We start from the raw sequence: 23405 nt of genomic DNA, 5'->3' as shown, positions 1-23405 counted from the left end.
TATGTTGGTAGCGCTCACAAGGCGCAAATTCAGTAAGTCGGAGGTTCTTGAATGACCACATCGTTGCAACCTGCCTATGCCCTGGTGCCCGGTGCAAACCTGGAAGCCTACGTGCACACGGTCAACAGCATCCCGCTGTTGTCTGTCGAGCAGGAGCGTGATCTGGCCGAGCGTCTCTATTACGAGCAGGATCTTGAGGCCGCTCGGCAAATGGTGATGGCCCACCTGCGTTTCGTCGTACATATCGCGCGTAGCTATGCTGGCTACGGGCTGGCCCAGGCTGACCTGATCCAGGAAGGTAACGTTGGCCTGATGAAAGCGGTAAAGCGTTTCAACCCGGAAATGGGTGTGCGCCTGGTGTCTTTCGCCGTGCACTGGATCAAGGCAGAGATCCACGAGTTCATCCTGCGCAACTGGCGCATCGTCAAGGTGGCTACCACCAAGGCGCAACGCAAGCTGTTCTTCAACCTGCGTAGCCAGAAGAAGCGCTTGGCTTGGCTCAATAATGACGAGGTGCACCGCGTGGCTGAAAGCCTCGGTGTTGAGCCCCGTGAAGTGCGCGAGATGGAAAGCCGTCTGAGCGGCCAGGACATGGCCTTCGACCCGGCGGCAGAAGCCGATGACGACAGCGCTTTCCAGTCGCCTGCCCATTACCTTGAAGACCACCGCTACGACCCGGCTGTGCAGTTGGAAGATGCCGACTGGAGTGACAACTCCACTAGCAATCTGCACGAAGCCCTGCAAGGGCTGGATGATCGCAGTCGCGATATCCTCTATCAGCGCTGGTTGGCTGAGGAAAAAGCTACCTTGCACGAGCTGGCTGAAAAGTACAGCGTTTCGGCTGAGCGGATCCGCCAGTTGGAGAAGAATGCGATGAACAAGGTCAAGGCGCTGATCACCATCTGATTGCGCCAAGTTACGCTGAAAAGCCGCTTATCCGAGGAGGATGAGCGGCTTTTTCGTTTGCGCTGGTTTTATCACCCTCCTGGCGGGTGCACTGCAACAGCTAAGGGTCAGTAGCGAACCTGTGGGCGCGGGCTTACCCGCGAAGAGTGCATCAAGGCCTACGCGTCGAGTCGAGTTGCATGAGGTAGCTCGGCCCACCCAGCTGACTCATCTGCCGACGAATCCAGCCCGCTCGACTTGCGACATAGGCACTGGGCCTGCTGGCGCTCCATTTGATCGGGCTCGGCAGCACTGCGGCCAATTGAGCCGCCTGCTGGCGGGTCAGTTGGCTGGCATCGACGCCAAAGTGGTATCGGGCCGCGGCCTGGGCGCCGAATATACCCTTGCCCCATTCGGCGCTGTTCAGGTACACCTCAAGGATGCGCTCCTTGGGCCAGAATAATTCGAGCAGTGCGGTGAACCAGGCCTCCAGCCCCTTACGAAACCAGCTGCGCCCCGACCACAGGAACAGATTCTTGGCCACCTGCTGGGTCAGGGTGCTGGCACCGCGAATACTGCCCCCGCGCTCGTTGTAAGCCAGCGCCGCTTGGATGGCCGGTATGTCGAACCCCCAATGGCTGGCGAACTTCTGGTCTTCACCGGCGATTACCGCAACTTTCAACTCGTCTGAGATGTTTTCCCATGGCTCCCAGTCGCGCTGCAGCTCGATCGGTTCGCCACTCACCCAGGACTGCACTTTGCGCTCGATCATCAATGCGCTGCCTGGCGGTGGAACCCAGCGAAACACCAGCACCAGTACGATGCTGCCGGCAGCGAACCAGAGCAGGGCACGGGCGAGGCGACGAAGAATGGATGACAGCATGGCGATGGCTTGGCCGGACCAGTGGAACGGGCCATTATACAGACCCGATAGAAGGAGTCGTCCCATGCTTCGCAGCTTCCTCATGCTCGCCGCCTTTTTCGGCTTCACAGGCGTCGCACTTGGCGCGTTCGCCGCGCACGGGCTCAAAAACCGCCTCAGCGCCGACTATTTGGCAATCTTCCACACCGGGGTGACCTACCAGTTGGTACATGCTTTGGCGATCTTCGGCGTCGCCGTGCTTTCGGTGCACCTGCCAGGGCGCCTGGTCGGCTGGGCCGGCGGTCTGTTCGCCGTCGGTATCGTGCTGTTCTCCGGTAGCCTGTATGTGCTGACCCTGACAGGCATCAGCAAGCTTGGGGTGATCACTCCTATCGGTGGCCTATGCATGCTCGCCGGCTGGCTGACCCTAGGCCTGGCTGCCTGGCGCCTTGGCTGACCAAGCGGTCCACAATCGCGACTAATGGTGTGCAGTGCCCTTGGGTTCGCGCGTGGATCGGCGCTAGAATGCGGGCCCCAAAGTACAATGGTGGCCGTGCGCATGCGCATTCAACTGAACGGTGAACCTTACGAACTGCCCGCTGGCGAGAGCGTTGCGGCGCTGCTTGCTCGCCTGGAACTGACCGGGCGCCGGGTGGCGGTGGAACTCAACCTGGATATCGTGCCGCGCAGCCAGCACGACAGCACGCCGCTCAATGAGGGCGACCAGGTCGAAGTGGTCCACGCCATCGGTGGCGGCTGAGCACTCTCCGGCAATTCACCCGATAGCCTGCAACCCTTTCCAGAGGAACATCGATGAGCAACGTTCGCAGCGACAAGCCTTTCATCCTGGCCGGGCGCACTTTCCAGTCGCGCCTGCTGGTGGGCACCGGCAAGTACCGTGACATGGAAGAAACCCGCCTGGCAACCGAGGCTTCGGGTGCCGAGATCGTCACCGTGGCCGTACGCCGGACCAACCTGGGCCAGAATGCAGGCGAGCCGAACCTGCTCGACGTGCTGTCGCCTGACAAGTACACCATCCTGCCCAATACCGCCGGTTGTTTCGACGCGGTCGAGGCAGTGCGTACCTGCCGCCTGGCTCGCGAGCTGCTCGATGGGCACAAGTCCCACGAGTCGCGCACCCTGGTGAAACTGGAGGTCCTGGCCGACCAGAAAACCCTGTTCCCCAACGTGATCGAAACCCTCAAGGCCGCAGAAGTGCTGGTCAAGGACGGCTTCGACGTCATGGTGTACACCAGCGACGATCCGATCATTGCCCGTCAGTTGGCAGAAGCTGGCTGCATCGCGGTGATGCCACTGGCTGGCCTGATTGGTACTGGCTTGGGTATCTGCAACCCGTACAACCTGCAGATCATCCTCGAGGAGTCCAAGGTGCCCGTGCTGGTCGACGCTGGCGTAGGCACGGCCTCCGACGCCACCATCGCTATGGAAATGGGCTGTGAGGCCGTACTGATGAACTCGGCCATTGCTCACGCACAGCAGCCGGTGATGATGGCCGAGGCGATGAAGCACGCCATCCTCGCCGGTCGTATGGCCTATCTGGCCGGCCGCATGCCGAAAAAACTTTATGCCAGCGCATCTTCGCCGCTGGATGGTCTGATCAAGTAAGAGCCCCTGATGACTGACTCGCAAGATACGCCGATCTCCGCCGACGGCGACCAGCGCCCACACCGCCGCATCAAGAGTTTCGTGATGCGTGCCGGGCGCATGACCGAAGGCCAGCAACGTGGCCTCGACCAGGGCGGCCCGCAGTTCATCCTACCGCTGGCCGACAGCCCGGTGGACTACGACCAGGTATTCGGCCGTTCGGCGCCGCGTACCTTGGAGATTGGCTTCGGCATGGGGCACTCCCTGCTGGAAATGGCCGCTGCTGCGCCGGAGCAGGATTTCATCGGTGTCGAAGTGCACCGTCCGGGTGTCGGCGCGCTGCTCAACGGCGTGCTGACTCAGGGCCTGACGAACCTGCGGGTGTACGACTGCGATGCGATTGAAGTACTCAATCGCTGCGTAGCCGACAACAGCCTAGACCGTCTGATGCTGTTCTTCCCAGACCCGTGGCACAAGGCGCGTCACCACAAGCGCCGTATCGTGCAACTGGAGTTTGCCGAGTTGGTACGTCGCAAGCTCAAGCCCGGCGGCGTGTTCCACATGGCCACCGACTGGGAGCCTTACGCTGAGTACATGCTCGAAGTGATGAGCGCCGCTGTGGGGTATCGCAACCAGGCTGACGACGGTACTTACGTGCCGCGCCCGCAGGAGCGCCCGATCACCAAGTTCGAGCGTCGTGGCGAACGGCTGGGCCATGGGGTCTGGGATCTGAAGTTCGAGAAGGTGGACTGACCGGCGTATCAAGCCCTTCGATACGCCGCAGCACTGCCGTGTGTGCGGGTTTGCCCACCAAAAATCTAATGAGGTAGTGATCACGGGCTTTGGCCCGTGTTCGCGGTGAGCCCGCTCCCGTAGCGCGCATGCTTTGAGGTGATGCTCAACCAGTGGCAGCGGCTTCAGCCGCGAAGAGGCCGGCCCAGGCTGACACGCTGGTGGCGCATCATCCCCGGCGATCAGCCACCACGCCAATCAGCACCAGCACCACCAGCAACACCGGTGCCAGCGCATAGTTGTTGAATTGCCCCAACCCCTTCACCACCCAGGGGGTAGCATAGATCAGCGCCGCACCACTGCCGATCATCACCAGTGCCGCCATCACCGGCACGCGCAGCGCACCCGCCAGGGCACCCAGGCGCTGGTCTACCCAACCTTTGATATCGGTGCCGAACAACACCAGCAGGCAGCCTACCAAGGCAAGGGAAATCTCAGACAGATTGCTGCGGCTCCAGCGAGAAACCGTAGCGAGCAGATCGAGTACCAGATCCATGGGTCATCCTTAGGTCAAGAAATACTGCAGCAGGTCATTGAGGAACAGCTGGCCTCGCGGTGTGGCTACCAGCCGATTCGGTTCGACTTGCAAAAGACCCTTTTGTTCGGCAGCACGTCGTGCTTCGGCCAGCTGCGCCAGGGGCAGCCCGGTGCGCTGGGTGAACAGCTCGGCCTCCACGCCATCGGTCAGGCGCAGCGCATTCATCAGGAACTCGAACGGTAGCTCCTCAACGGGCAACAGCTTTTCGCCGGCCTTGAATGGCTTGGCCAGATTCAGGTAATCCTTTGGCAGGCGGGTCTTCCAGGTACGCAGGATGCGGCCGTCGGCAAATGTCAGCTTGCCGTGGGCGCCGGCACCGATGCCAATGAAGTCGCCAAAGCGCCAGTAGTTGAGATTGTGCTGGGCGGCCCGGTCAGCCTGAGCATAGGCCGATACTTCGTACTGCTTGAAGCCGTTGGCTGCCATCAGCGCCTGGCCCGCCTCCTGGATGTCCCAGAGGATATCGTCCTCTGGCAGTTCCGGTGGCTGGTTCCAGAACACCGTATTTGGCTCGACGGTCAGCTGGTACCACGACAGATGGGTAGGGCCGAGGTCGATGGCCTGCTGCAGGTCGCCCAAGGCATCGTCAAGCGATTGCTCGGGCAGGCCGTGCATCAGGTCCATGTTGAAGTTGTCGAAGCCAGCAGCGCGCGCCATGCCGGCAGCGCGAACCGCTTCGTCACCATTGTGGATGCGCCCTAGCGCCTGAAGCTTGGCAGGCTGAAAGCTCTGCACCCCGATCGACAGGCGGTTGATGCCCGTTTGCCGATAGGCCTCGAATTTCTCTTGCTCAAAAGTCCCCGGGTTGGCCTCCAGGGTGATCTCGATGTCCGATGCGAACGGGATGCGCTGCTCGACCCCGCGCAGCAGGCGCCCCAGGGCATTGGCACTGAACAGGCTAGGCGTACCGCCCCCGAAGAAGATCGACGACAGGGGCCTCCCCTGGACGGCAGCCAGCTCCAGATCGAGGTCGGTCAACAGCGCGTCGACGTATGCCTCTTCTGGTAGCTCAGGCCCCGCGGCATGGGAGTTGAAATCGCAATACGGGCATTTGCGTACACACCACGGAATGTGGATGTACAGCGCCAGCGGCGGCAGGCTGGTCATTGCTGCCACGCAGCGTTGGGACTGCGCTGCGATCATGCCAGGCCCAGACGTTGGCGCAGCAGGGCCATGGCGCGGGCGCGATGGCTGAGCTGGTTTTTATCCACAGGTGCGAGGTCAGCGCTGGAGCACTGGCGCTCAGGCACCCAGAACAGCGGATCGTAGCCGAAACCATGCTCCCCGCTGGCCTCGAACAGGATGCTGCCGTGCCACAGGCCTTCGCAAAGAATCGGCAGCGGATCGTCGGCGTGGCGTACCAGCGCCAGCACGCAGACGAACTGTGCGCCGCGCTGGTCTTGTGGCACATCCTTCAACGCATCGAGCAGCTTGGCGTTGTTGGCCGCATCACCCTTGCCGTCCGCGTAGCGCGCCGAGTAGATGCCTGGCGCACCGCCAAGAAAGTCCACCGCTAGGCCTGAGTCGTCGGCCAGCGCCGGCAAGCCGGAAATCCGCGCGGCGTTACGCGCCTTGAGGATGGCGTTTTCCACGAACGACAGGCCGGTTTCTTCGGGTTCGACCTGGCTGAACTCGCCAATCGAACGCAGCTTCACCGACTGGCCGAGCATGGCCTGAAGTTCCTTGAGTTTGCCAGCGTTATGGCTGGCCAGTACGAGTTGCTGGAGATTCATCATTCGCCTGGGAAGACTTCCTGGTTGAAACTAAGTGAATGGCTGACCCCGCCGGTTTCGACCGTGATGTCGAAGGTCAGGGTCTGGGCCTGCTCGATTTTGAACTGAGCGATGTAATACACCGCGCCGTGTTCGGTCATCTGCTTGAATGACAGCGCGCTGGTGCGGCCGGTCAGGTCTTTGACAGTGCCGCTGACCACCGCCGTAGAAGGCTTGTTGCCCTTGAGCACGGCAATGTTGAGCACGCCCTGATTCTTGCTGCGGTTCAGCCCGGCGGCAGCGGCAATGTCCGGTTGCAGCATGCTTGAGGTGAAAGCGCTGTAGTGCACCGTAACGTCGCCGAAGACTTCCTTGCGCTCGGGGCGAGCAGCTTCGGACGCCAGTGCTGGCAGAGCCAGGCACAGGCTGATCAGTAACAGGGCTAGGCGACGACGCATGGTGCGATTCCTCCGGAAAGCGTCAGACCGCCAGGTGGTGCTCCCGCAAGCCCGGGCTGCTGACACGGTAGATGCCGATTTCACCCAGAAGATTAGGCCAAAGCCGGCCAGCCCACCCGTTGCGATGCAAATGGTCGACGGCTAGGCGGTCCAGCACCTTGGCCCGGCGTTCGTGACACAGCTGTTCGAAGTCGGCGAACGTGCAGAAGTGGATGTTCGGTGTGTTGTACCAGGTGTAGGGCATGAAGTCCGACACTGGCATGCGGCCCTTGGTGGCCAGATACCAACGGCAGCGCCAATGACCGAAGTTGGGGAAGGTGATGATGCACTGGCGGCCCACTCGCAGCATTTCGTCGAGGATGCGGTCAGGATACTCCACAGCCTGCAGGGCCTGGGTCATGACCACAACGTCGAAGCTGTTGCTGGCGAAGTTGCCCAGGCCTTTGTCCAGGTCCTGCTCGATGACGTTGACACCTTTTGCCACGCAAGCGGCGATATTGTCGGCATCGATCTCCAGGCCATAGCCGGTGACCTGCTTGCGGTCACGCAACGAGGCCAGAAGCTCGCCACTGCCGCAGCCCAGGTCCAGTACCCGGCTGCCGGCGGGAATCCACTCGTGGATGATTTCCAGGTCGGCTCTCATGCTGTCCTCAGATGACGATGCGGTTCATGTAGTTCGCGAAACCCTGCATGTAGCGAGGCGTGGGGATCAGGAAGGCATCGTGCCCATAAGGTGAATCGATCTCCAGGTAGCAGACGTTCTTGCGTGCGGCCATCAAGGCATCGACGATCTCTCGCGAGCGGGCCGGCGAGAAGCGCCAGTCGGTGGTGAACGAGATGATGCAGTAATCGGCTTTGACGTGGCTCAGGGTGGCCGCCAGGTCGCCGCCTTGGGCAGCGGCCGGGTCGAAATAGTCCAGAGCCTTGGTCATCAACAGGTAAGTATTGGCGTCGAAACGGCCGGAAAACTCCTCGCCCTGATAGCGCAAGTAGCTTTCGACCTGGAATTCGACGCTGTGAAAGTCGTAGTTGAGTTTGTCGCTTTTCAGTTCACGGCCAAACTTCTCACCCATCGAGTCATCGGATAGGTAAGTGATGTGGCCGACCATACGTGCCAACATCAGGCCACGTTTCGGAATCACACCTTGATCCTGGAACGAGCCGCCGTGAAACTCAGGGTCGGTGAGGATGGCCTGGCGTGCGACCTCGTTGAACGCGATGTTCTGCGCCGACAGCTTGGGCGCCGAGGCGATGTCTACACAATGGCGCACACGCTCGGGGTAGGTGATGGTCCATTGCAGCGCCTGCATGCCGCCGAGGCTGCCGCCGACGATGGCAGCCCACTGGCCGATGCCCAGGCGGTCGGCCAGCCGTGCCTGGCTGTGTACCCAGTCTTGCACCGTCAGCACCGGAAATTCGGCGCCGTAGGGCTTGCCGGTAGCCGGGTTGGTGCTGCTTGGGCCGGTGCTGCCGTTGCAGCCGCCCAAGTTGTTCAGGCTGACCACGAAGAAGCGATTGGTATCGATCGGCTTGCCAGGGCCGATGCAGCTATCCCACCAGCCTGGCTTGCGGTCGGTGGTGGCGTGGTAGCCAGCAGCGTGGTGGTGGCCGGACAGTGCATGGCAGATCAGCACGGCATTGCTCGCGCTGGGGTTCAGTGTGCCGTAGGTCTCGTAGACCAGTTCATAGCTGTTCAGCGAACGGCCGCAGGCCAGGGCCAGCGGTTCATCGAACCTGGCAATCTGAGGTGTAACCAGACCGACGGAATCTTCGGGAAGGACAGTGGACATCGACCCTGCTCACGCTTGACGGAGGCGTAAGTCTAAAGAGCGCTACCCCCAGCGGCAAGCGAAGGCTTGCCTCTGGAGGCAACAGCAGGGCCAGGCGCTTAGATCATGCGCCACAGTTCTTGTGGCATGCCTGCGTAGGCCGCCAGCGGAGGCATGACGAACGACTGGATCACCTGGATCGCCAGGAAGGCGAAGATCGGCGATATGTCCATGCCGCCCAGGTTGGGCACGATGCGGCGGAAGGGCGCCAGCACCGGCTCGCTGATCTGCCATGCAAGCTCGGCAGCGGGGTTGTGGCTGTTAGGGGCAACCCACGAGACGATCACCATGACGATCATCGCCACCCAGAAGATTTTCAGGAACAGCGAGGTGACCCCGATGATGGCCCACATCAGCAGGTGCAGGATGTCGCCGAAGGTGCCGTAGGTGACCATCAACACGAAGCCCATCAACAGCGCCTGAATCACGATCGCCAGCAGCAGCGAGGAAGTGTCCAGGCCAGCGATGCTCGGAATTATTCGACGGATCGGCTTGAGCAGCGGCTGGGTTGCGCGCACGGCGAACTGGCTCAAGGGGTTGTAGAAGTTGGCCTTCACCAGCTGCAGCACGAAGCGCAGCAGCACGATCACCAGATACAGGCTGACCAGGGTTTGCACCACGAAGATCGCGGCGCCGGACAGTGCATTCATCGACAGCTCCTTATTTGCCCAGTTGTTCGGCCAGCTCTGCAGACCGTTTTGACGCCGCTTGCAACGCCTGCTCGACGATGGCCTCGAAGCCATTGCCCTGGAAGGACTTGATGGCCGCTTCGGTGGTGCCGGCTGGCGAGGTGACACGACGGCGCAGTTCAGCGGCATCGACATCGCTGGCGACCGCCATGTGGGCGGCGCCCAAGGCGGTTTGCAGGGTCAGCTCAGAGGCGATTTCGCGAGGTAGCCCCAATTTTTCGCCGGCAGCGGTCATCGCCTCGATCAGCAGGAAAAAGTAGGCCGGGCCGCTGCCGGATACCGCAGTGACCGCGTCCAGTTGCTGCTCCTGCTCGAGCCACAGGGCGGCACCGACCGCCGACAGCAGCTGTTCGGCCTGCTGACGTTGTTCGGCGGATACCTGGGCGGTGGCATAAAGGCCGCTGACGCCTTGGCGCAGTAGGGCCGGCGTGTTGGGCATGCAACGCACCAGCGCAACATCGCCAAGCCATGCCTGCAGGCTGGCGCAGGTGATGCCGGCGGCGATGGAGACAATCAGTTGCCCCGCTTTGAGGTTTGGGTTGAGCGCCGCGCACACATCTTTCATGACCTGCGGTTTGACCGCCAGCACGATGACGTCGGCGCCCTCGACAGCCTGGGCGTTGTCTTCGAACGCCTCGATACCGTGTTCGGCCTGGATGCGGGTGCGGGTGTCGGCGCCCGGGTCGCTGGCACGGATCTGCGCCGCGTCCAGGCCTTGGGCACGCAGGCCACCGATCAGGCTGGCGGCCATGTTGCCGGCGCCGATAAAGGCGATACGTGTCTTGCTCATGTCAGGTCCTTGAAGGAAAGAGTGAGTAAAGCATGGAATCAGGCGGGGCCGTACTGGCGGGCGCCGAACAGGGCGGTACCGATACGTACCCAGGTCGCTCCCTGTGCGATGGCAGCCTCCAGATCGTGGCTCATGCCCATCGACAGGGTATCGAGGCCAAGGTCCAGGCCTTGTTGGAGCTGGCGCAGGCTGGCAAAGGCCGCCTCCTGGATGGTGCGATCTTCGCTGGGCTCAGGTATCGCCATCAGCCCCCGCAGGCGCAGATTCGGCAATGCCGCCACCGCCTTGGCCAGCGCTGGCAGGTCGGCAGGGGCGCAACCGGACTTGCTGTCTTCGCCGCTGACGTTCACCTGCAGGCAGATGTTCAGCGGCGCCAGGCCCGCAGGGCGCTGCTCGGACAGGCGTTGGGCGATCTTCAAGCGGTCCACGGAGTGTACCCAGTCGAAATGTTCGGCAATGGCTTTGGTCTTGTTCGACTGAATGGGGCCGATGAAGTGCCAGATCAAGGGCAGGTCGCGCAGTTCCGCTTGCTTGGCCAGTGCCTCTTGCAGGTAGTTTTCACCCACGTCGCGCACACCGGCGGCGTGGATTTCGCGGATGGCAGCGGCGGGTTTGGTTTTGCTGACCGCCAGCAGCTGCACGCTGCCCGGCTCACGCCCGGCGGCCTGGGTTGCGTCGTGGATTCGGGCGGCAAGGGCGCGAAGGTTGTCTGCTATGGTGGACATGGATCGATGCCGTCTGCTCTGAAGATCTTCGGCATTCTACCTGCTTGATGGCTATTGGGGAGTCTCATGGATGTGACCGACCTGTTGGCCCGGGCCATGGATGCAAGGGCTAGCGACCTGCACCTGGCAACGGGCGAGGTACCGATGCTGCGCGTGGATGGGGACTTACGGCGCATGCCGCTGCCAGAGGTTACGGCAGCCGCGTTGGGCGATGCGATAACGCCCTTGCTCGATCAGAGCCAGTGCCGGCAATGGCAGCATGGCGATGAGCTGGACCTGGCCTTGCAGTTACCTGGCCTGGGGCGATTTCGTCTCAATCTGTTTCGGCAGTTCAATGGTCTGGCCGCCACCATCAGGCTGATTGCTCAGCGCATAGCCTGCGTGGATGAGCTCGACCTCGAGGAAGTGTATCAAGCTGTTGCGCGATATTCGGATGGGCTTGTGCTGGTAGGCGGCCCGACCGGCAGCGGCAAGTCAAGCACCCTGGCGGCCTTGGTCGACCGGCTGAACCGGGAACGGGCGCTGCACATCATCACCCTTGAAGACCCCATCGAAGTTATCCACACCAGCAAATGCAGCCTGATCAACCAGCGTGAAGTAGGCCGGCACTGCCGCGACTTCGCGCAAGGCTTGCGCAGTGCGCTACGTCAGGACCCCGATGTGATCATGATTGGCGAGCTGCGCGATCTGGAAACCATCCGCTTGGCGTTGCGTGCCGCAGAGACCGGCCATCTGGTGCTGGCCACGGTGCATACGCGGTCTGCTGCAGGCAGCATCGATCGGTTGGTCGAGGTTTTCGAGGCGCCGGAAAAGCCACTGGTTAGGGCCATGCTGGCAGAGTCATTACGCTTGGTGGTGGCGCAAGCGCTGGTCAAGCGGGCGGGTGGTGGCCGTGTCGCGGCGCGTGAGGTGCTGGCGGCGACACCTGCTGTGCGCAATCTGGTGCGCGAGGGGCGCATGGCGCAGTTATGTTCGGTGATGCAGGCCGGGGCGGCGGAGGGCATGCGGACGATGGAGGGAGCGATTCGGGGGCTGAGGGAGCGGGGGTTGATTAGTGACCCGTAGCGGCTGTGCTGACGTACAGCGGGTGAACCTGCTCCTACAGGGCTCGTGGGAGCGGTTCACTCGCGCTGATCAGATCAGCGTTTGGCCAGGCTCAGTGCTTGCTGTTCTTTTGGCAGTACACGTTTGGCCACCACATAGTGCTGCTGCCAGTACGGCTTGCTCAAGCTGTCGATGCTCACCCGCTTGCCCCTGCGAGGCGCGTGGATGAAGCGATCGTTACCCAGGTAGATGGCAACGTGGTTCACACGGCGGCTTTTGATGTTGAAGAAAATCAGGTCGCCGGGCTTGAGGTCGCTTTTGGCGACTTTCACGCCGTGGCCTTGAGCCATGGCATTGGAGGTGCGCGGCAGGTCGACGTCTGCCACATCATTGAACGCGTACTTTACCAACCCGCTGCAGTCGAAGCCTTTTTTCGGGTTGCTGCCGCCCCAAACATAAGGAGTACCTAGCACATTGACTGCACGGCTCAGTACGTTGCTGCTCTGTTTGGGCGACATGGCTGCTACAGCAGGCAGGTGATGACTTTTGCTCGAAGAGGCCGAGCGTGCGCGCAGCGAGGTTTGCTTGGTGGGCGCGTGTTTCACCGTTGCATTGCTGGTGTAACCGGTGAAGCCATTGGGAAGACGTTGCTCACGGTTGGTGGCGTGGGCGGCCAGGGGCAATAATAGGCAGAGGGTCAGCCATGTCTTGAATAAAGGCGGCATAGATGAAGCTCTTATGAGTGATTATGTGTTTGGCGGGCAACTTTATAACAGCTTTTTGGCTCCTTTCTGGGCCGTTGGTCGATTGTCATGTTGCCGTACGTCGCCCTGCGGCGAAAAAGTCACAACTTTTTTTAGAAAATTTTCGGATAACCCAGGAGGGCTATGAATGAACAGTTATCAACAGGGCGTGCCGTATCACGACACCCACAGCAAGGTCATTGGCTACCTGTTGTGGATTTTCGGCTTTACCGGGTCTCACCGTTTCTACTACGGCAAGCCCATTACCGGGACGATCTGGTTCTTCACGCTGGGCCTGCTCGGCATCGGCTGGCTGATCGACCTGTTCCTGATCCCGTCGATGGACCGTGAGGCGGACATGCGTTTCCAATCGGGCCGTATCGACTACAACATCGCCTGGATACTGCTGACCTTCCTCGGCATTTTCGGCGTACACCGTCTTTACCAGGGCAAGTGGATCACGGCGATCATCTACTTCTTTACCGGCGGCCTGTTCCTCGTTGGGGTGCTCTACGATTTCTGGACCCTCAACGGCCAGATTTCCGAAGCCAACGCCCGCAATCGCTAAACGCCTGCGCGTAAAAAAGGCCTTGTCGCGTTGTACGGCAAGGCCTTTTTCATTACTGGCGGGTCTGTCGCTGCTGCAGTAGCAGGTTGTTGAAGCCTGCCCCCGACAACTGCTTTTGTGCCCCGGTCAGCTGTTCGCGGTTGCTGAACGGCCCGACCAGCACCCGGTACCAGGTTTCATCCTTCACGGTACCCGACTCGACCTTGACCGCCAGGCCCAGCAGGATGATCTGCGCACGCACTTTGTCGGCGTCGGCCTGCTTGCGGAAAGAACCCGCCTGCATGAAGTACTGCGTGGTAGCGGCGGGCTTGATCACCGGAGGTGCCGGGGGCGGGGTTTGCCCCAGCAAGGCGGCCTGAGCGCGTGCGGTATCGATTTTCGCAGCCTCCGCCGGTGTCACTGGAGTGACGGGCTGGGCAGGGACTGGCGGGGTTTTTTCGGGCACAGCCTCCGGCGGCACGATGACCTCGGATTCGGGCAGCAGCGTGTAGAAGTCGTACTTGGGCTTGACTGGCTGCTGTGCAGAGGTCGCCGTGGTTGACTTGCCGGCCTCGGCCACTTTCTCGGGCTTCTGCTGCTCGGGCTTGGTGCGCTTGATATCGCCGCCACCCGGTTCGAGCTTCATGAGAAAGACGATGAATGCACCGACCGTCAGGCCTACGGCCAACCATACCCAGCCCGGAATCGGCTGCTTGGCTGGTGCGGTCTGGCGGCTGGCCCCGCGTTTGGGTGCTGGTTTTTTCTTGGCAGCCAACTTACATGCGCTCCAGGGTTTCCAGGCCGAGCAGTTCCAGACCTTGTTTGAGGGTGCGGCCAGTCAGTGCAGCCAGGCGCAGGCGGCTCTGCTGCTGCTCTGGGGTGTCGGCGGCGAGAATCGGGCAGTTCTCGTAAAAGCTCGAGAACAGGCCAGCCAGGTCGTAGAGGTAGCTGCACAGCACGTGCGGGGTGCCTTTCTCGGCCACGCTGTTGAGCACCTCACCGAACTGCGCCAAGCGTGCCGCCAGGTCCTGCTCGTGGGCGGCTTGCAGCACGATGTGGCCATCGACTTGGTCAAAGCCTTTGCCCAGCTTGCGGAACACGCCAGCCACGCGGGTGTAGGCATAAAGCAGATACGGCGCTGTGTTGCCTTCGAAGTTGAGCATCAGTTCGAAGTTGAAGCTGTAGTCGCTGGTGCGATGCTTGGACAGGTCGGCGTATTTCACCGCGCCGATGCCAACCACCTCACCGATGCGGCGCAGTTCATCTTCGCCCAGGCTCGGGTTCTTTTCCTTGACCAGCGCGTAGGCGCGATCTTTGGCTTCGTTGAGCAGGTCGATCAGCTTCACGGTCCCGCCATCGCGGGTTTTGAACGGGCGGCCATCGGCGCCGTTCATGGTACCGAAGCCCATGTGCTCCATCTGCATTGGGTGGCCGACGAAGCCAGCACGGCGGGCCACTTCGAATACCTGATTGAAGTGCAGGGCCTGACGCTGGTCGACGAAGTACAAGGCGCGGTCGGCCTTGAGCACGTTGCTGCGGTAGCGCACGGCCGCCAGGTCGGTAGTGGCGTACAGGTATCCGCCATCGGCCTTCTGTACGATCACCGGCAGTGGCTCGCCTTCGCTGTTCTTGAATTCTTCGAGGAATACGCACTGGGCGCCTTGGTCTTCGACCAGCAACCCTTTGGCCTTGAGGTCTGCGACCACGTTGGCCAAGTCGGCGTTGTAGGCGCTTTCGCCCATCACGTCGGCCATGGTCAGCTTGACGTTGAGCAGCTCGTAAGTCTTCTGGCAGTGCGACAGCGAGATGTCCTTGAAGCGGGTCCACAGTGCCATGCAGTCTGGGTCGCCGGCCTGCAGTTTGACCACCAGGCCGCGGGCGCGGGTCGCGAACGCCTCAGACTCGTCGAAGCGCTTCTTGGCGGCGCGGTAGAAGTTTTCCAGGTCCGACAGTTCGTCGCTGGTGATCGGGTTTTCTTCCAGGTAGGCCAGCAGCATGCCGAACTGGGTGCCCCAGTCGCCTACGTGGTTCTGACGAACGACTTGGTCACCAAGAAACTCCAGCACGCGGGCGACGCTATCACCAATGATGGTCGAACGCAGGTGGCCAACGTGCATCTCCTTGGCCAGGTTCGGCGCCGACATGTCGACCACTACCTTCTGCGCAGGGCCTGCCTTGCGGGCACCCAGGCGGGCATCGGCCAGCGCTGCGTCCAGGCGCTGGGCAAGGGCCTCGGTGTTCTGGAAGAAGTTCAGAAAGCCAGGGCCGGCGATCTCGACCTTGCTGATGTCGGCGCTGGCCGGCAATGCGTCGATCAGTTTTTCTGCCAGCTCGCGCGGCTTCATGCCAGCTGGCTTGGCCAGCATCATGGCGATGTTGCTGGCGAAGTCGCCGTGGGTCTTGTCCCGGGCATTTTCCACCTGAATCGCCGGCGAGAGCCCTTCAGGCAGCACACCGTCGGTGACGAGTTGGGTGAGGGCTTGCTGGATCAGCTGGCGAATGGTGTCTTTCATTGGGATCTCTTTTCGACCGCAAGCGCGGTAGGGCGCCTGGATGCGCTGGTGGAAAAACTGGGCATTATCCGTTGCTGGGCGCGGGTTGCCAACCTTTAGGGCACATGCTCAATAAAGGTCCACCGGGTCGACGTCCAGCGACCAGCGTACCTGGCGCCCGCTCGGCAGCTGCTCCAACACTAGCAACCAGGCACTGATCAGTCGATGCAAGGGGGCTCGAGTATTGGCCTGAACCAACAGTTGCGCCCTAAAGCGCCCGGCGCGCCGCTCCATGGGCGCAGGCACCGGGCCAAGCAGCTCGATGCCTGGCAGTTGCTGTTCTGCCACCAGGCGCTCGGCCGCGGCGCAGGCTTGGTCGAGGAAGCCTTCGGCCTGGCCGGGCTTGTGCGCTTCGGCGCGCAGCAGGGCCAGGTGAGAGAACGGCGGCAGCCCGGCATTGCGCCGTTCGTCCAAAGCCTGTTCGGCGAAGGCGAAGTAGCCTTGTTCGGTCAATTGCACCAGCAGTGGGTGGTCGGCCAAGTGAGTCTGGATGACCACCTTGCCCGGTTCCTCGGCGCGCCCGGCCCTGCCCGCTACCTGCACGATCAGTTGGGCCATGCGCTCGCTGGCGCGGAAGTCGCCGGAGAACAGGCCCCCATCGGCATCGAGGATGGCTACCAAGGTCACCCGAGGGAAGTGATGCCCTTTGGCTAGCATCTGGGTGCCCACGAGGATGCTCGGCTGGCCGCGCTGAATGGTCGTGAAAAGCGTATGCATGGCGTCCTTACGGGCCGTGCTGTCGCGGTCCACGCGCAAAATCGGGTAGTCCGGAAAAAGCACTTTCAAGCGTTCTTCTGCGCGTTCGGTGCCGGCGCCAACCGGGCGCAGGTCGACATGATTGCACTGCGGGCACTGCTGCGGCAGGCGCTCGTCGTAGCCGCAGTGATGGCAACGCAGCACGCCAGAGCGCTGGTGCACGGTCATGCGTGCATCGCAGCGCGGGCATTCGGACAGCCAGCCGCAGTCATGGCACAGCAAGGTTGGGGCGAAGCCGCGGCGGTTGAGGAACACCAGCACCTGCTGACCGGCCTCCAGGGTCTGGCGAATGGCCTGTTGCAAAGGGCCACTGATACCGCTGTCCAACGGCAGGCTCTTCACATCCAGGCGCAACATGCGCGGCGGGCGGGCACCACCGGCGCGCTGGTTCATGCGCAGCAGGCGATAGCGGCCGGTAAGTGCGTTGTGCAAGGTTTCCAGCGACGGCGTCGCGGAGCCGAGCAAGATCGGAATGTTCTCTTGCTGGGCGCGTACCAGCGCCAGGTCGCGGGCGTGGTAGCGCAGGCCTTCCTGCTGTTTGTAGGAGCCGTCGTGTTCTTCATCGATGATGATCAGCCCTGGGTTTTTCATCGGCGTGAACAGCGCCGAGCGCGTACCGATGATGATGTCGGCCTCGCCGTCGCGAGCGGCCAGCCAGGCGTCGAGGCGCTCACGATCATTCACGGCCGAGTGCAGCAAGGCGATGCGGGCGTTGAAGCGCTGCTCGAAGCGCGCCAGGGTTTGCGGCCCTAGGTTGATTTCCGGGATCAGTACCAGGGCCTGCTTACCGGCCTCCAAGGTTTCGCGAATCAGTTGCAGGTACACCTCGGTCTTGCCGCTGCCGGTGACGCCGGCCAGCAGGAAGGCAGCAAACGCGTCAAAACCCTCCCGCACGGCGTCGAACGCATCGCGTTGTTCGTCGTTCAGCGGTAATTCCGGCTGCGCCAGCAAATGTTCATGGCGTGGCGCCGGCTGGTGGCGGCGTACCTCCAGTTGAACCAGTTCCTTGGCCAGCAGCAGGTCGAGGCTGTCCTTGTTCAGGTTCAGCTTGCTCAGCAGGCTGTGCGCCACGCCGTGCGGGTGCTGGGCGAGGGTCTTGAGGGCATCGCGCTGACGTGGCGCGCGGGCGATGCGTGGGTCCTCCAGGCGTGCGTCGGGTGCTACGTGCCAGAAGCGCTCCTGGCGCATCTCGGCGGGCTCGCCCTGGCGCAGCAGCGCAGGCAGGGCCCAGCTCAAGGTGTCGCCAAGGCTGTGCTGGTAGTACTGCGCGGTCCATAGGCACAGCTTGAACAGCGCTGGCGGGATCGGCGAAACCGAGTCGAGCAAGGCACTGGCGGGCTTTAGCTTGTCGGCGGGCACCTCGCTCTGTGCACACACCTCCACCAGCACACCGATCATTTCGCGGCGCCCGAATGGCACGCGAACGCGCATGCCGGGGGTCAGTGCTTGGCGCGCCATGCTTGCAGGCGCCTTGTAATCGAACAGGCGGCGCAACGGGGAGGGCAGGGCAAGGCGCAGAATGACGTCGGGCACGCGTGAGGTCTCGCAGGGCGTTTCGAAGACTGGCGAGCCTAGCAGACGACGGTCGGTGCAAGCGACAACTTGCGTTGGCGCGATGCTCTGGTATTATTTGCCGCCTAATTACGTGCGGTATTCAACAATAGGTGTTGGGTGGCGGCACGCAGCTTGAGGAAGTGACCATGAAAGAAGGTATCCACCCGAACTACGAAGTAGTTGCAGTCACCTGCAGCTGCGGTAACAAGTTCGAAACTCGTTCGACCCTGGGCGACACCCTGGCGATCGACGTTTGCAACCTGTGCCACCCGTTCTACACCGGTAAGCAGAAAGTTCTGGACACCGGCGGCCGCGTACAGAAGTTCGCCGATCGCTTCGGTATGTTCGGTACCAAGAAGTAATCATGCGCATGGCGAACCCTTCGGGCTTCGCAGTGTTGCTGAAAAAGGCGCCCCTTGTGGGCGCTTTTTTTGTGGGCGCAATCTGGCACCTCCCAGCCCTGGCGTTCTGCCCGGTGCCTGACCAGCCACAGCGGGTAGCGGTGCGCCAAGTGGTCGACGGCGACACCCTGCGCCTGACCGACGGTCGCAGCGTTCGCATGATCGGCATCAATGCCCCAGAGATCGGGCGCAAAGCACAACCCAGCGAGCCTTATGCCGAGGCCGCCAGGCAGCGCCTGCAAGCACTGGTCAAGGCCAGCGACGGGCGCGTGGGGCTGGTGCCAGGCGTGCAGGGCAAGGACAAATATGGCCGCACCCTGGCGCATGTTTATGACCGCAGTGGCAACAATCTGGAAGCACAGTTGCTCAGCGAAGGGCTTGGGTTTCGTGTCGCGGTCGCACCCAATGTGCGGTTGGTGGGCTGCCAGCGCGCGGCCGAGCAGGTGGCGCGCAACCAACAGGCCGGTCTGTGGGGCAACTCGCCCGTGCTCAGGGCCGAACGTGTAAAGCAATCGGGCTTCGCCGTGCTGACTGGCACTGTGGGAAACATCGAACGCAATCGTGGTGGCGTCTGGCTGGAACTGGACAGGCGTGTGGTGTTGCAGATTCCCGCTCGTCTGCAACCCTCCTTCCCGGCGCGGTTCTTCGATAACCTCAAAGGGCGCCAGGTCGAGGTGCGGGGCTGGGTGAAGGATCGATCCCGCCAGGGCGGGCTCAAGCCAGGGCAGCGGCGCTGGGTTTTACCTCTGACAGACCCCAGTATGCTTGAGCGCACATCAAGCCGAAAGATGTAGACATTTCGCTATTGAATTGTACACACTGAGTGCCGCATGCCCCGTGTGTGATAGCTTAAAGTCGTAGGCTAAAGGCCTTGACACAAGTGACTGACCAGTCTTGTGACTCCCCGGCTCTTTGCGTATCCTCGGCGGCCCGTCAGAACAGTAAATAGCGGAATGCCCACCATGTCAGACCTGAAAACTGCCGCTCTCGAATACCACGCTCAGCCCCGTCCGGGAAAACTGAGCGTCGAGCTCTCCAAGCCCACTGCCACCGCCCGTGATCTCGCCCTGGCCTACAGCCCAGGTGTTGCAGAGCCTGTGCGTGAAATCGGCCGTGATCCTGAGCTGGCTTACAAGTACACCGGCAAGGGCAACCTGGTCGCGGTCATTTCCGATGGCACCGCTATCCTGGGTCTGGGTGACCTTGGCCCACTGGCATCCAAGCCAGTGATGGAAGGCAAGGGCGTTCTGTTCAAGCGTTTCGCTGGTATCGATGTGTTCGACATCGAAGTCGACTCGGAAAGCCCGCAGGCTTTCATCGACACCGTCAAGCGTATCTCGATCACCTTCGGTGGTATCAACCTCGAAGACATCAAGGCTCCTGAGTGCTTCGAAATCGAACGCACCCTGATCGAGCAGTGCGATATTCCAGTGTTCCACGATGACCAGCACGGCACCGCAATCGTGACCGCGGCCGGCATGATCAACGCCCTGGAAATCGCCGGCAAGAAGCTCGAAGATGCCAAGATCGTCTGCCTGGGTGCCGGCGCGGCTGCCATCTCCTGCATGAAGCTGCTGGTCAGCATGGGCGCCAAGGTCGAAAACATCTTCATGATCGACCGCAGCGGCGTGATTCACGCTGGCCGTGACGACCTGAACCAGTACAAGGCCCAGTTCGCCCACGCCACTGATAAGCGCACGCTGGCCGATGCTCTGGACGGCGCTGATGTGTTCGTTGGCCTGTCCGGCCCGAACCTGCTGAGCCCAGAAGGCCTGAAGTCGATGGCTGCCAACCCGATCGTGTTCGCCTGCTCGAACCCGGACCCAGAAATCTCCCCAGAGCTGGCCCACGCTACTCGCAACGACGTGATCATGGCGACCGGTCGCTCCGACTACCCGAACCAGGTCAACAACGTACTGGGCTTCCCATTCATCTTCCGTGGTGCCCTGGACGTTCGCGCCAAGCGCATCAACGAAGAAATGAAGATCGCTGCCGCCATCGCCCTGAAAGACCTGGCCAAGTTGCCAGTGCCTAAGGAAGTCTGCGATGCCTACGGTGTTGAAGGCCTGGAGTTCGGCCGCGAGTACATCATCCCGAAACCGCTGGACGCGCGCCTGATCACCGTCGTCTCCGACGCTGTGGCCAAAGCCGCCATCGAGTCCGGTGTGGCAACGCTGCCGTATCCGAAGCACTACCCGCTCAACAGCGTGGATGAAGTGTTCAACGGCTGATAGCAGCGCTTGCGGCACTAAAAAGCCCCGACTCGCGAGAGTCGGGGCTTTTTTGTGTTCGTCTTGAGGGTTGTGGTGGCTGTGAGAGCCAGCGCCACCCGGGCGGCGCTTGTAGATGCATCACCCCAAGTTGAGGGTCAGAACAGGTCCATAGGCGCCGCTTCATCGGCTGGCAGCGGGCTACCTGGCGCAACGCCATTGCCTAGTTCGTCCACCGACGGTGGCGAGTCCTCGGCTTTGAACAGTTCGAAGTAGGCGTTAGGCGTGCTTGGCGAGGCCGCGCGTCCGCTCACCGGGTCGACTCGCAGGCTGAGGATGCCGTCCGGCTCCGCTGGCGCATGGCTTGGCCTGCCGTGCAGCGCCGCGCCCATGAATTTCATCCATATAGGCAGTGCCGCCGTGCCGCCGTACTCGCGACGGCCGAGGCTTTCTGGCTGGTCGAAGCCAACCCACACGGTGGTCACAAAATCGGCGTTGTAGCCTGAGAACCAGGCATCTTTGGACTCGTTGGTGGTACCGGTCTTGCCGGCCAGGTCGTCACGGCCCAAAGCCAGGGCCCGGCGGCCGGTGCCGCGTTTGATCACATCCTGCAGCATGCTGGTGAGGATGTAAGTAGTGCGATTGTCGACGATTCGTTCAGCGACGGCCGGGGTTTGCGGTGGTGGTGCAACCTCGCCAAGGGCAGAGGGCGCCTCGCCTGGCAGGGCGGAAGTGCTGATCGGTTGCTCCGCAGCAGGCAACCCTGCATTGTCCTCAGCCCCTTGAGGGACGCGGGCTGGATTGGCGGTGAACAGCGTTTCACCACTGCGGCTCTCGATGCGGTCGATCAGATACGGGTTCACCTTGTAGCCGCCATTGGCAAAGGTGCTCCAGCCCGTCGCGATTTCCATCGGTGTCAGGGTTGCGGTACCCAGTGCCAGCGACAGGTTGCGCGGCAGGTCCTGCTTGTTGAAGCCGAACTTGGTGATGTAATCGATGGTGCGATCCACCCCCATGGCCTGCAGCAAGCGAATCGAAACCAGGTTACGGGACTTGTACAGCGCCTCGCGCAAGCGAATCGGGCCAAGGAAGGTGTTGGTGTCATTTTTGGGGCGCCATTCCTTGTCCAGATACTGATCGACGAATACGATCGGGGCATCGTTGACCAGGCTGGAGGCGGTGTAGCCGCTGTCCAGGGCTGCGCTGTAAATGAACGGCTTGAAGCTCGAACCCGGCTGGCGCTTGGCCTGCATGGCGCGGTTGTAGTTGCTCTGCTCGAACGAGAAACCACCTACCAGCGCGCGGATGGCGCCATTGTTCGGGTCGAGGGTGACCAGCGCGCTCTGCGCGGTGGGGACTTGGCTGAACTTGAGCTTGCCATCGTCCAGGCGCTGCAGGCGCACCAGGTCGCCGACTTGCGCGACGTCAGCGGGCGACTGCGGCGAACGGCCTTGGGCGTTGGTGTTGATGTAGGGGCGTGCCCACTTCATGGTGTCCCAGGCAACCTCTTCATCCTTGCCGTCACGGGTCAGCACCTTGATGCCGGTTTTCTCGACCTGGGTGACGATGGCCGGCTCCAGCGCGCCGAGGTTACGCTGCTTGTTCAGCTCTTGTTGCCAGGCAGCATGCGTCTTGCCTGGGAAGCGCGCCTCCGGGCCACGATAGCCATGGCGTTCGTCGTACTCGGTGAGGCCGTTGAGGATGGCCTTGTTGGCCATTTCCTGCATATCGCTAGGCACCGTAGTGGTCACGCGGAAACCCTCGGTGTAGGCATCACCGCCATAGCGGCCGACCATTTCGGCGCGGGCCATTTCAGCCACGTAAGGTGCGTTCACCTCAGGGGTCGGTACGTGGTAGCTGGCGTTGAGCGGTTCGGCCAGGGCAGCCTGGTAGCTGGCTTCGTCGATCTTGCCGAGCTTGTACATGCGCCCAAGGATCCAGTCACGGCGCTCCTTGGCACGGGCCGGGTTGGCCAGCGGGTTGAAACGTGAGGGTGCTTTCGGCAGACCGGCGATCATTGCCATCTGTGCCAGGCTCACGTCGCGGATCGACTTGCCGTAGTAAACCTGAGCCGCGGCGTCGATACCGTAGGCGCGGTTGCCCAGGTAGATCTTGTTCACGTACAGCTCAAGGATCTCGTCCTTGGTCAGTTCGCGCTCGATCTGCAGAGCCAGCAAAATTTCGCTGGTCTTGCGCGAGAAGCTGCGTTCGCTGGTGAGGAAGTAGTTTTTGGCCACCTGCATGGTAATGGTGCTGCCGCCGGTCTGAATGTGACCGGACTTCACCAGTTGGGTAGCAGCACGCATCAGGCTGCTCGGATCGACACCGTAGTGGTTGAGGAAATTGTCGTCCTCGGCTGACAGAAGTGCCTGAATGAACTGTGGCGGAATGTCCGCGAAGCGGATCGGCGAGCGCCGCATTTCGCCAAACTCGGCGATCAGCTTGCCGTCACTGCTAAAGACCCTCAGTGGGATCTGCAACTGGATGCTTCTGAGTGAATCGACCGATGGCAGGTTGGGGCTAAGATACAGAAACGCACCGCTCACACCGAGTACGAGCGCGCAGATGACTGCGACGAAAGACCACCAGAAGAACTTCAGCAGGCGTATCAAGGCTTTTCGGTGTCCAGGTTGAGAGGTGAATTGCGCACGGGGCCGGCGGACTAAAAAAACGCTGGGCATTATAAGCACTTTTCGCTTCGCCGGGTGACCGG

25 protein-coding genes are annotated in these 23405 nt (G+C 61.8%); 10 read left to right on the top strand and 15 right to left on the bottom strand.

The window, feature by feature from the left end; translation table 11 throughout:
* Nucleotides 1–51 precede the first annotated feature (51 nt).
* Nucleotides 52–906 carry an RNA polymerase sigma factor RpoH gene (gene rpoH / locus ACK59H_RS10715; protein WP_060480079.1) on the top strand — a complete coding sequence of 285 codons (855 nt, stop codon included), beginning with the start codon at nucleotides 52–54 and terminating at the stop codon, nucleotides 904–906.
* 151 nt (nucleotides 907–1057) lie between these two features.
* Here rpoH and mtgA read toward each other — a convergent pair whose 3' ends face one another.
* On the bottom strand, nucleotides 1058–1768 hold the full coding sequence (gene mtgA, locus ACK59H_RS10710; protein ID WP_060480086.1) for a monofunctional biosynthetic peptidoglycan transglycosylase: 711 nt from the start codon (nucleotides 1766–1768) through the stop codon (nucleotides 1058–1060).
* A gap of 64 nt (nucleotides 1769–1832) precedes the next feature.
* On the opposite strand from mtgA, the gene ACK59H_RS10705 reads away from it, so the two are divergent.
* From ACK59H_RS10705 to trmB, 4 genes are all read left to right on the top strand, one after another.
* A complete protein-coding gene (locus ACK59H_RS10705) occupies nucleotides 1833–2204 on the top strand; it encodes a DUF423 domain-containing protein (RefSeq protein ID WP_060480080.1) in 372 nt (123 codons plus the stop codon).
* A 102-nt stretch (nucleotides 2205–2306) separates the two neighbouring features.
* A complete protein-coding gene (gene thiS, locus ACK59H_RS10700; protein ID WP_060480087.1) occupies nucleotides 2307–2507 on the top strand; it encodes a sulfur carrier protein ThiS in 201 nt (66 codons plus the stop codon).
* Nucleotides 2508–2560: 53 nt separating this feature from the next.
* Nucleotides 2561–3373, top strand: a complete 813-nt coding sequence (locus ACK59H_RS10695; protein WP_060480081.1) for a thiazole synthase — start codon at nucleotides 2561–2563, stop codon at nucleotides 3371–3373.
* A 9-nt stretch (nucleotides 3374–3382) separates the two neighbouring features.
* The gene (gene trmB, locus ACK59H_RS10690) at nucleotides 3383–4105 is read left to right on the top strand and encodes a tRNA (guanosine(46)-N7)-methyltransferase TrmB (RefSeq protein WP_060480082.1); all 723 of its coding nucleotides are present in this window, start codon (nucleotides 3383–3385) and stop codon (nucleotides 4103–4105) included.
* A 208-nt stretch (nucleotides 4106–4313) separates the two neighbouring features.
* On the opposite strand, the gene ACK59H_RS10685 is transcribed toward trmB, so the two are convergent.
* The 9 genes from ACK59H_RS10685 to ACK59H_RS10645 all read right to left on the bottom strand — a co-directional run bounded on the left by ACK59H_RS10685 (nucleotide 4314) and on the right by ACK59H_RS10645 (nucleotide 10885).
* The gene (locus tag ACK59H_RS10685; protein ID WP_027920975.1) at nucleotides 4314–4640 is read right to left on the bottom strand and encodes a DUF3392 family protein; all 327 of its coding nucleotides are present in this window, start codon (nucleotides 4638–4640) and stop codon (nucleotides 4314–4316) included.
* A gap of 9 nt (nucleotides 4641–4649) precedes the next feature.
* Entirely contained in the window at nucleotides 4650–5825 is a 1176-nt protein-coding gene (hemW, locus tag ACK59H_RS10680) for a radical SAM family heme chaperone HemW (protein WP_060480083.1), read from the bottom strand.
* Nucleotides 5822–6418, bottom strand: a complete 597-nt coding sequence (gene rdgB / locus ACK59H_RS10675; RefSeq protein ID WP_261744332.1) for an RdgB/HAM1 family non-canonical purine NTP pyrophosphatase — start codon at nucleotides 6416–6418, stop codon at nucleotides 5822–5824. The genes hemW and rdgB overlap by 4 nt, the downstream gene beginning before the upstream one ends.
* Entirely contained in the window at nucleotides 6415–6852 is a 438-nt protein-coding gene (locus ACK59H_RS10670) for a DUF4426 domain-containing protein (protein WP_060479870.1), read from the bottom strand. Before ACK59H_RS10670 ends, rdgB begins: the two co-directional genes overlap by 4 nt.
* A gap of 22 nt (nucleotides 6853–6874) precedes the next feature.
* Nucleotides 6875–7495 (bottom strand): methionine biosynthesis protein MetW, encoded by a 621-nt coding sequence (gene metW / locus ACK59H_RS10665; protein WP_060479871.1) that lies wholly within the window; start codon nucleotides 7493–7495, stop codon nucleotides 6875–6877.
* Between the two features lie 7 nt (nucleotides 7496–7502).
* Complete coding sequence (locus tag ACK59H_RS10660; protein WP_060479872.1) at nucleotides 7503–8642, bottom strand: homoserine O-acetyltransferase; 1140 nt, start codon at nucleotides 8640–8642, stop codon at nucleotides 7503–7505.
* A gap of 98 nt (nucleotides 8643–8740) precedes the next feature.
* A complete protein-coding gene (locus ACK59H_RS10655; RefSeq protein ID WP_060479873.1) occupies nucleotides 8741–9331 on the bottom strand; it encodes a YggT family protein in 591 nt (196 codons plus the stop codon).
* Between the two features lie 10 nt (nucleotides 9332–9341).
* Complete coding sequence (gene proC, locus ACK59H_RS10650) at nucleotides 9342–10160, bottom strand: pyrroline-5-carboxylate reductase (protein ID WP_060479874.1); 819 nt, start codon at nucleotides 10158–10160, stop codon at nucleotides 9342–9344.
* 38 nt (nucleotides 10161–10198) lie between these two features.
* Nucleotides 10199–10885, bottom strand: a complete 687-nt coding sequence (locus ACK59H_RS10645; RefSeq protein WP_060479875.1) for a YggS family pyridoxal phosphate-dependent enzyme — start codon at nucleotides 10883–10885, stop codon at nucleotides 10199–10201.
* A 66-nt stretch (nucleotides 10886–10951) separates the two neighbouring features.
* Between ACK59H_RS10645 and ACK59H_RS10640 the strand changes: the two genes are divergently transcribed.
* Nucleotides 10952–11950 carry a PilT/PilU family type 4a pilus ATPase gene (locus ACK59H_RS10640; protein WP_060479876.1) on the top strand — a complete coding sequence of 333 codons (999 nt, stop codon included), beginning with the start codon at nucleotides 10952–10954 and terminating at the stop codon, nucleotides 11948–11950.
* Nucleotides 11951–12024: 74 nt separating this feature from the next.
* On the opposite strand, the gene ACK59H_RS10635 is transcribed toward ACK59H_RS10640, so the two are convergent.
* Nucleotides 12025–12654 carry a C40 family peptidase gene (locus ACK59H_RS10635; protein ID WP_060479877.1) on the bottom strand — a complete coding sequence of 210 codons (630 nt, stop codon included), beginning with the start codon at nucleotides 12652–12654 and terminating at the stop codon, nucleotides 12025–12027.
* A 166-nt stretch (nucleotides 12655–12820) separates the two neighbouring features.
* Between ACK59H_RS10635 and ACK59H_RS10630 the strand changes: the two genes are divergently transcribed.
* Nucleotides 12821–13240: a TM2 domain-containing protein gene (locus ACK59H_RS10630; RefSeq protein WP_060479878.1), complete on the top strand. Its 420-nt coding sequence runs from the start codon at nucleotides 12821–12823 to the stop codon at nucleotides 13238–13240.
* Between the two features lie 52 nt (nucleotides 13241–13292).
* Here ACK59H_RS10630 and ACK59H_RS10625 read toward each other — a convergent pair whose 3' ends face one another.
* From ACK59H_RS10625 to ACK59H_RS10615, 3 genes are all read right to left on the bottom strand, one after another.
* On the bottom strand, nucleotides 13293–13994 hold the full coding sequence (locus ACK59H_RS10625; RefSeq protein WP_060479879.1) for an SPOR domain-containing protein: 702 nt from the start codon (nucleotides 13992–13994) through the stop codon (nucleotides 13293–13295).
* Between the two features lies 1 nt (nucleotide 13995).
* Nucleotides 13996–15732, bottom strand: coding sequence for an arginine--tRNA ligase (gene argS, locus ACK59H_RS10620; RefSeq protein WP_060479880.1), 1737 nt, complete (start codon nucleotides 15730–15732; stop codon nucleotides 13996–13998).
* 108 nt (nucleotides 15733–15840) lie between these two features.
* Complete coding sequence (locus ACK59H_RS10615; protein ID WP_060479881.1) at nucleotides 15841–18060, bottom strand: primosomal protein N'; 2220 nt, start codon at nucleotides 18058–18060, stop codon at nucleotides 15841–15843.
* Nucleotides 18061–18227: 167 nt separating this feature from the next.
* Between ACK59H_RS10615 and rpmE the strand changes: the two genes are divergently transcribed.
* The 3 genes from rpmE (at nucleotide 18228) to ACK59H_RS10600 (ending at nucleotide 20713) form a co-directional block, all read left to right on the top strand.
* Complete coding sequence (gene rpmE, locus ACK59H_RS10610) at nucleotides 18228–18443, top strand: 50S ribosomal protein L31 (protein ID WP_054884221.1); 216 nt, start codon at nucleotides 18228–18230, stop codon at nucleotides 18441–18443.
* Between the two features lie 2 nt (nucleotides 18444–18445).
* Nucleotides 18446–19276 carry a thermonuclease family protein gene (locus ACK59H_RS10605; RefSeq protein ID WP_060479882.1) on the top strand — a complete coding sequence of 277 codons (831 nt, stop codon included), beginning with the start codon at nucleotides 18446–18448 and terminating at the stop codon, nucleotides 19274–19276.
* A gap of 168 nt (nucleotides 19277–19444) precedes the next feature.
* A complete protein-coding gene (locus tag ACK59H_RS10600) occupies nucleotides 19445–20713 on the top strand; it encodes a malic enzyme-like NAD(P)-binding protein (protein WP_060479883.1) in 1269 nt (422 codons plus the stop codon).
* Between the two features lie 137 nt (nucleotides 20714–20850).
* Here ACK59H_RS10600 and ACK59H_RS10595 read toward each other — a convergent pair whose 3' ends face one another.
* The gene (locus tag ACK59H_RS10595; protein ID WP_060479884.1) at nucleotides 20851–23304 is read right to left on the bottom strand and encodes a penicillin-binding protein 1A; all 2454 of its coding nucleotides are present in this window, start codon (nucleotides 23302–23304) and stop codon (nucleotides 20851–20853) included.
* Nucleotides 23305–23405 lie beyond the last annotated feature (101 nt).

Source organism: Pseudomonas sp. KCJK9000 (genome assembly GCF_046230725.1).
In the GTDB taxonomy this organism is placed as follows: Bacteria; Pseudomonadota; Gammaproteobacteria; order Pseudomonadales; family Pseudomonadaceae; genus Aquipseudomonas; species Aquipseudomonas promysalinigenes.
The sequence above is the reverse complement of the archived record's forward strand: the minus strand, read 5'-3'. Positions and strand labels throughout refer to the sequence as shown.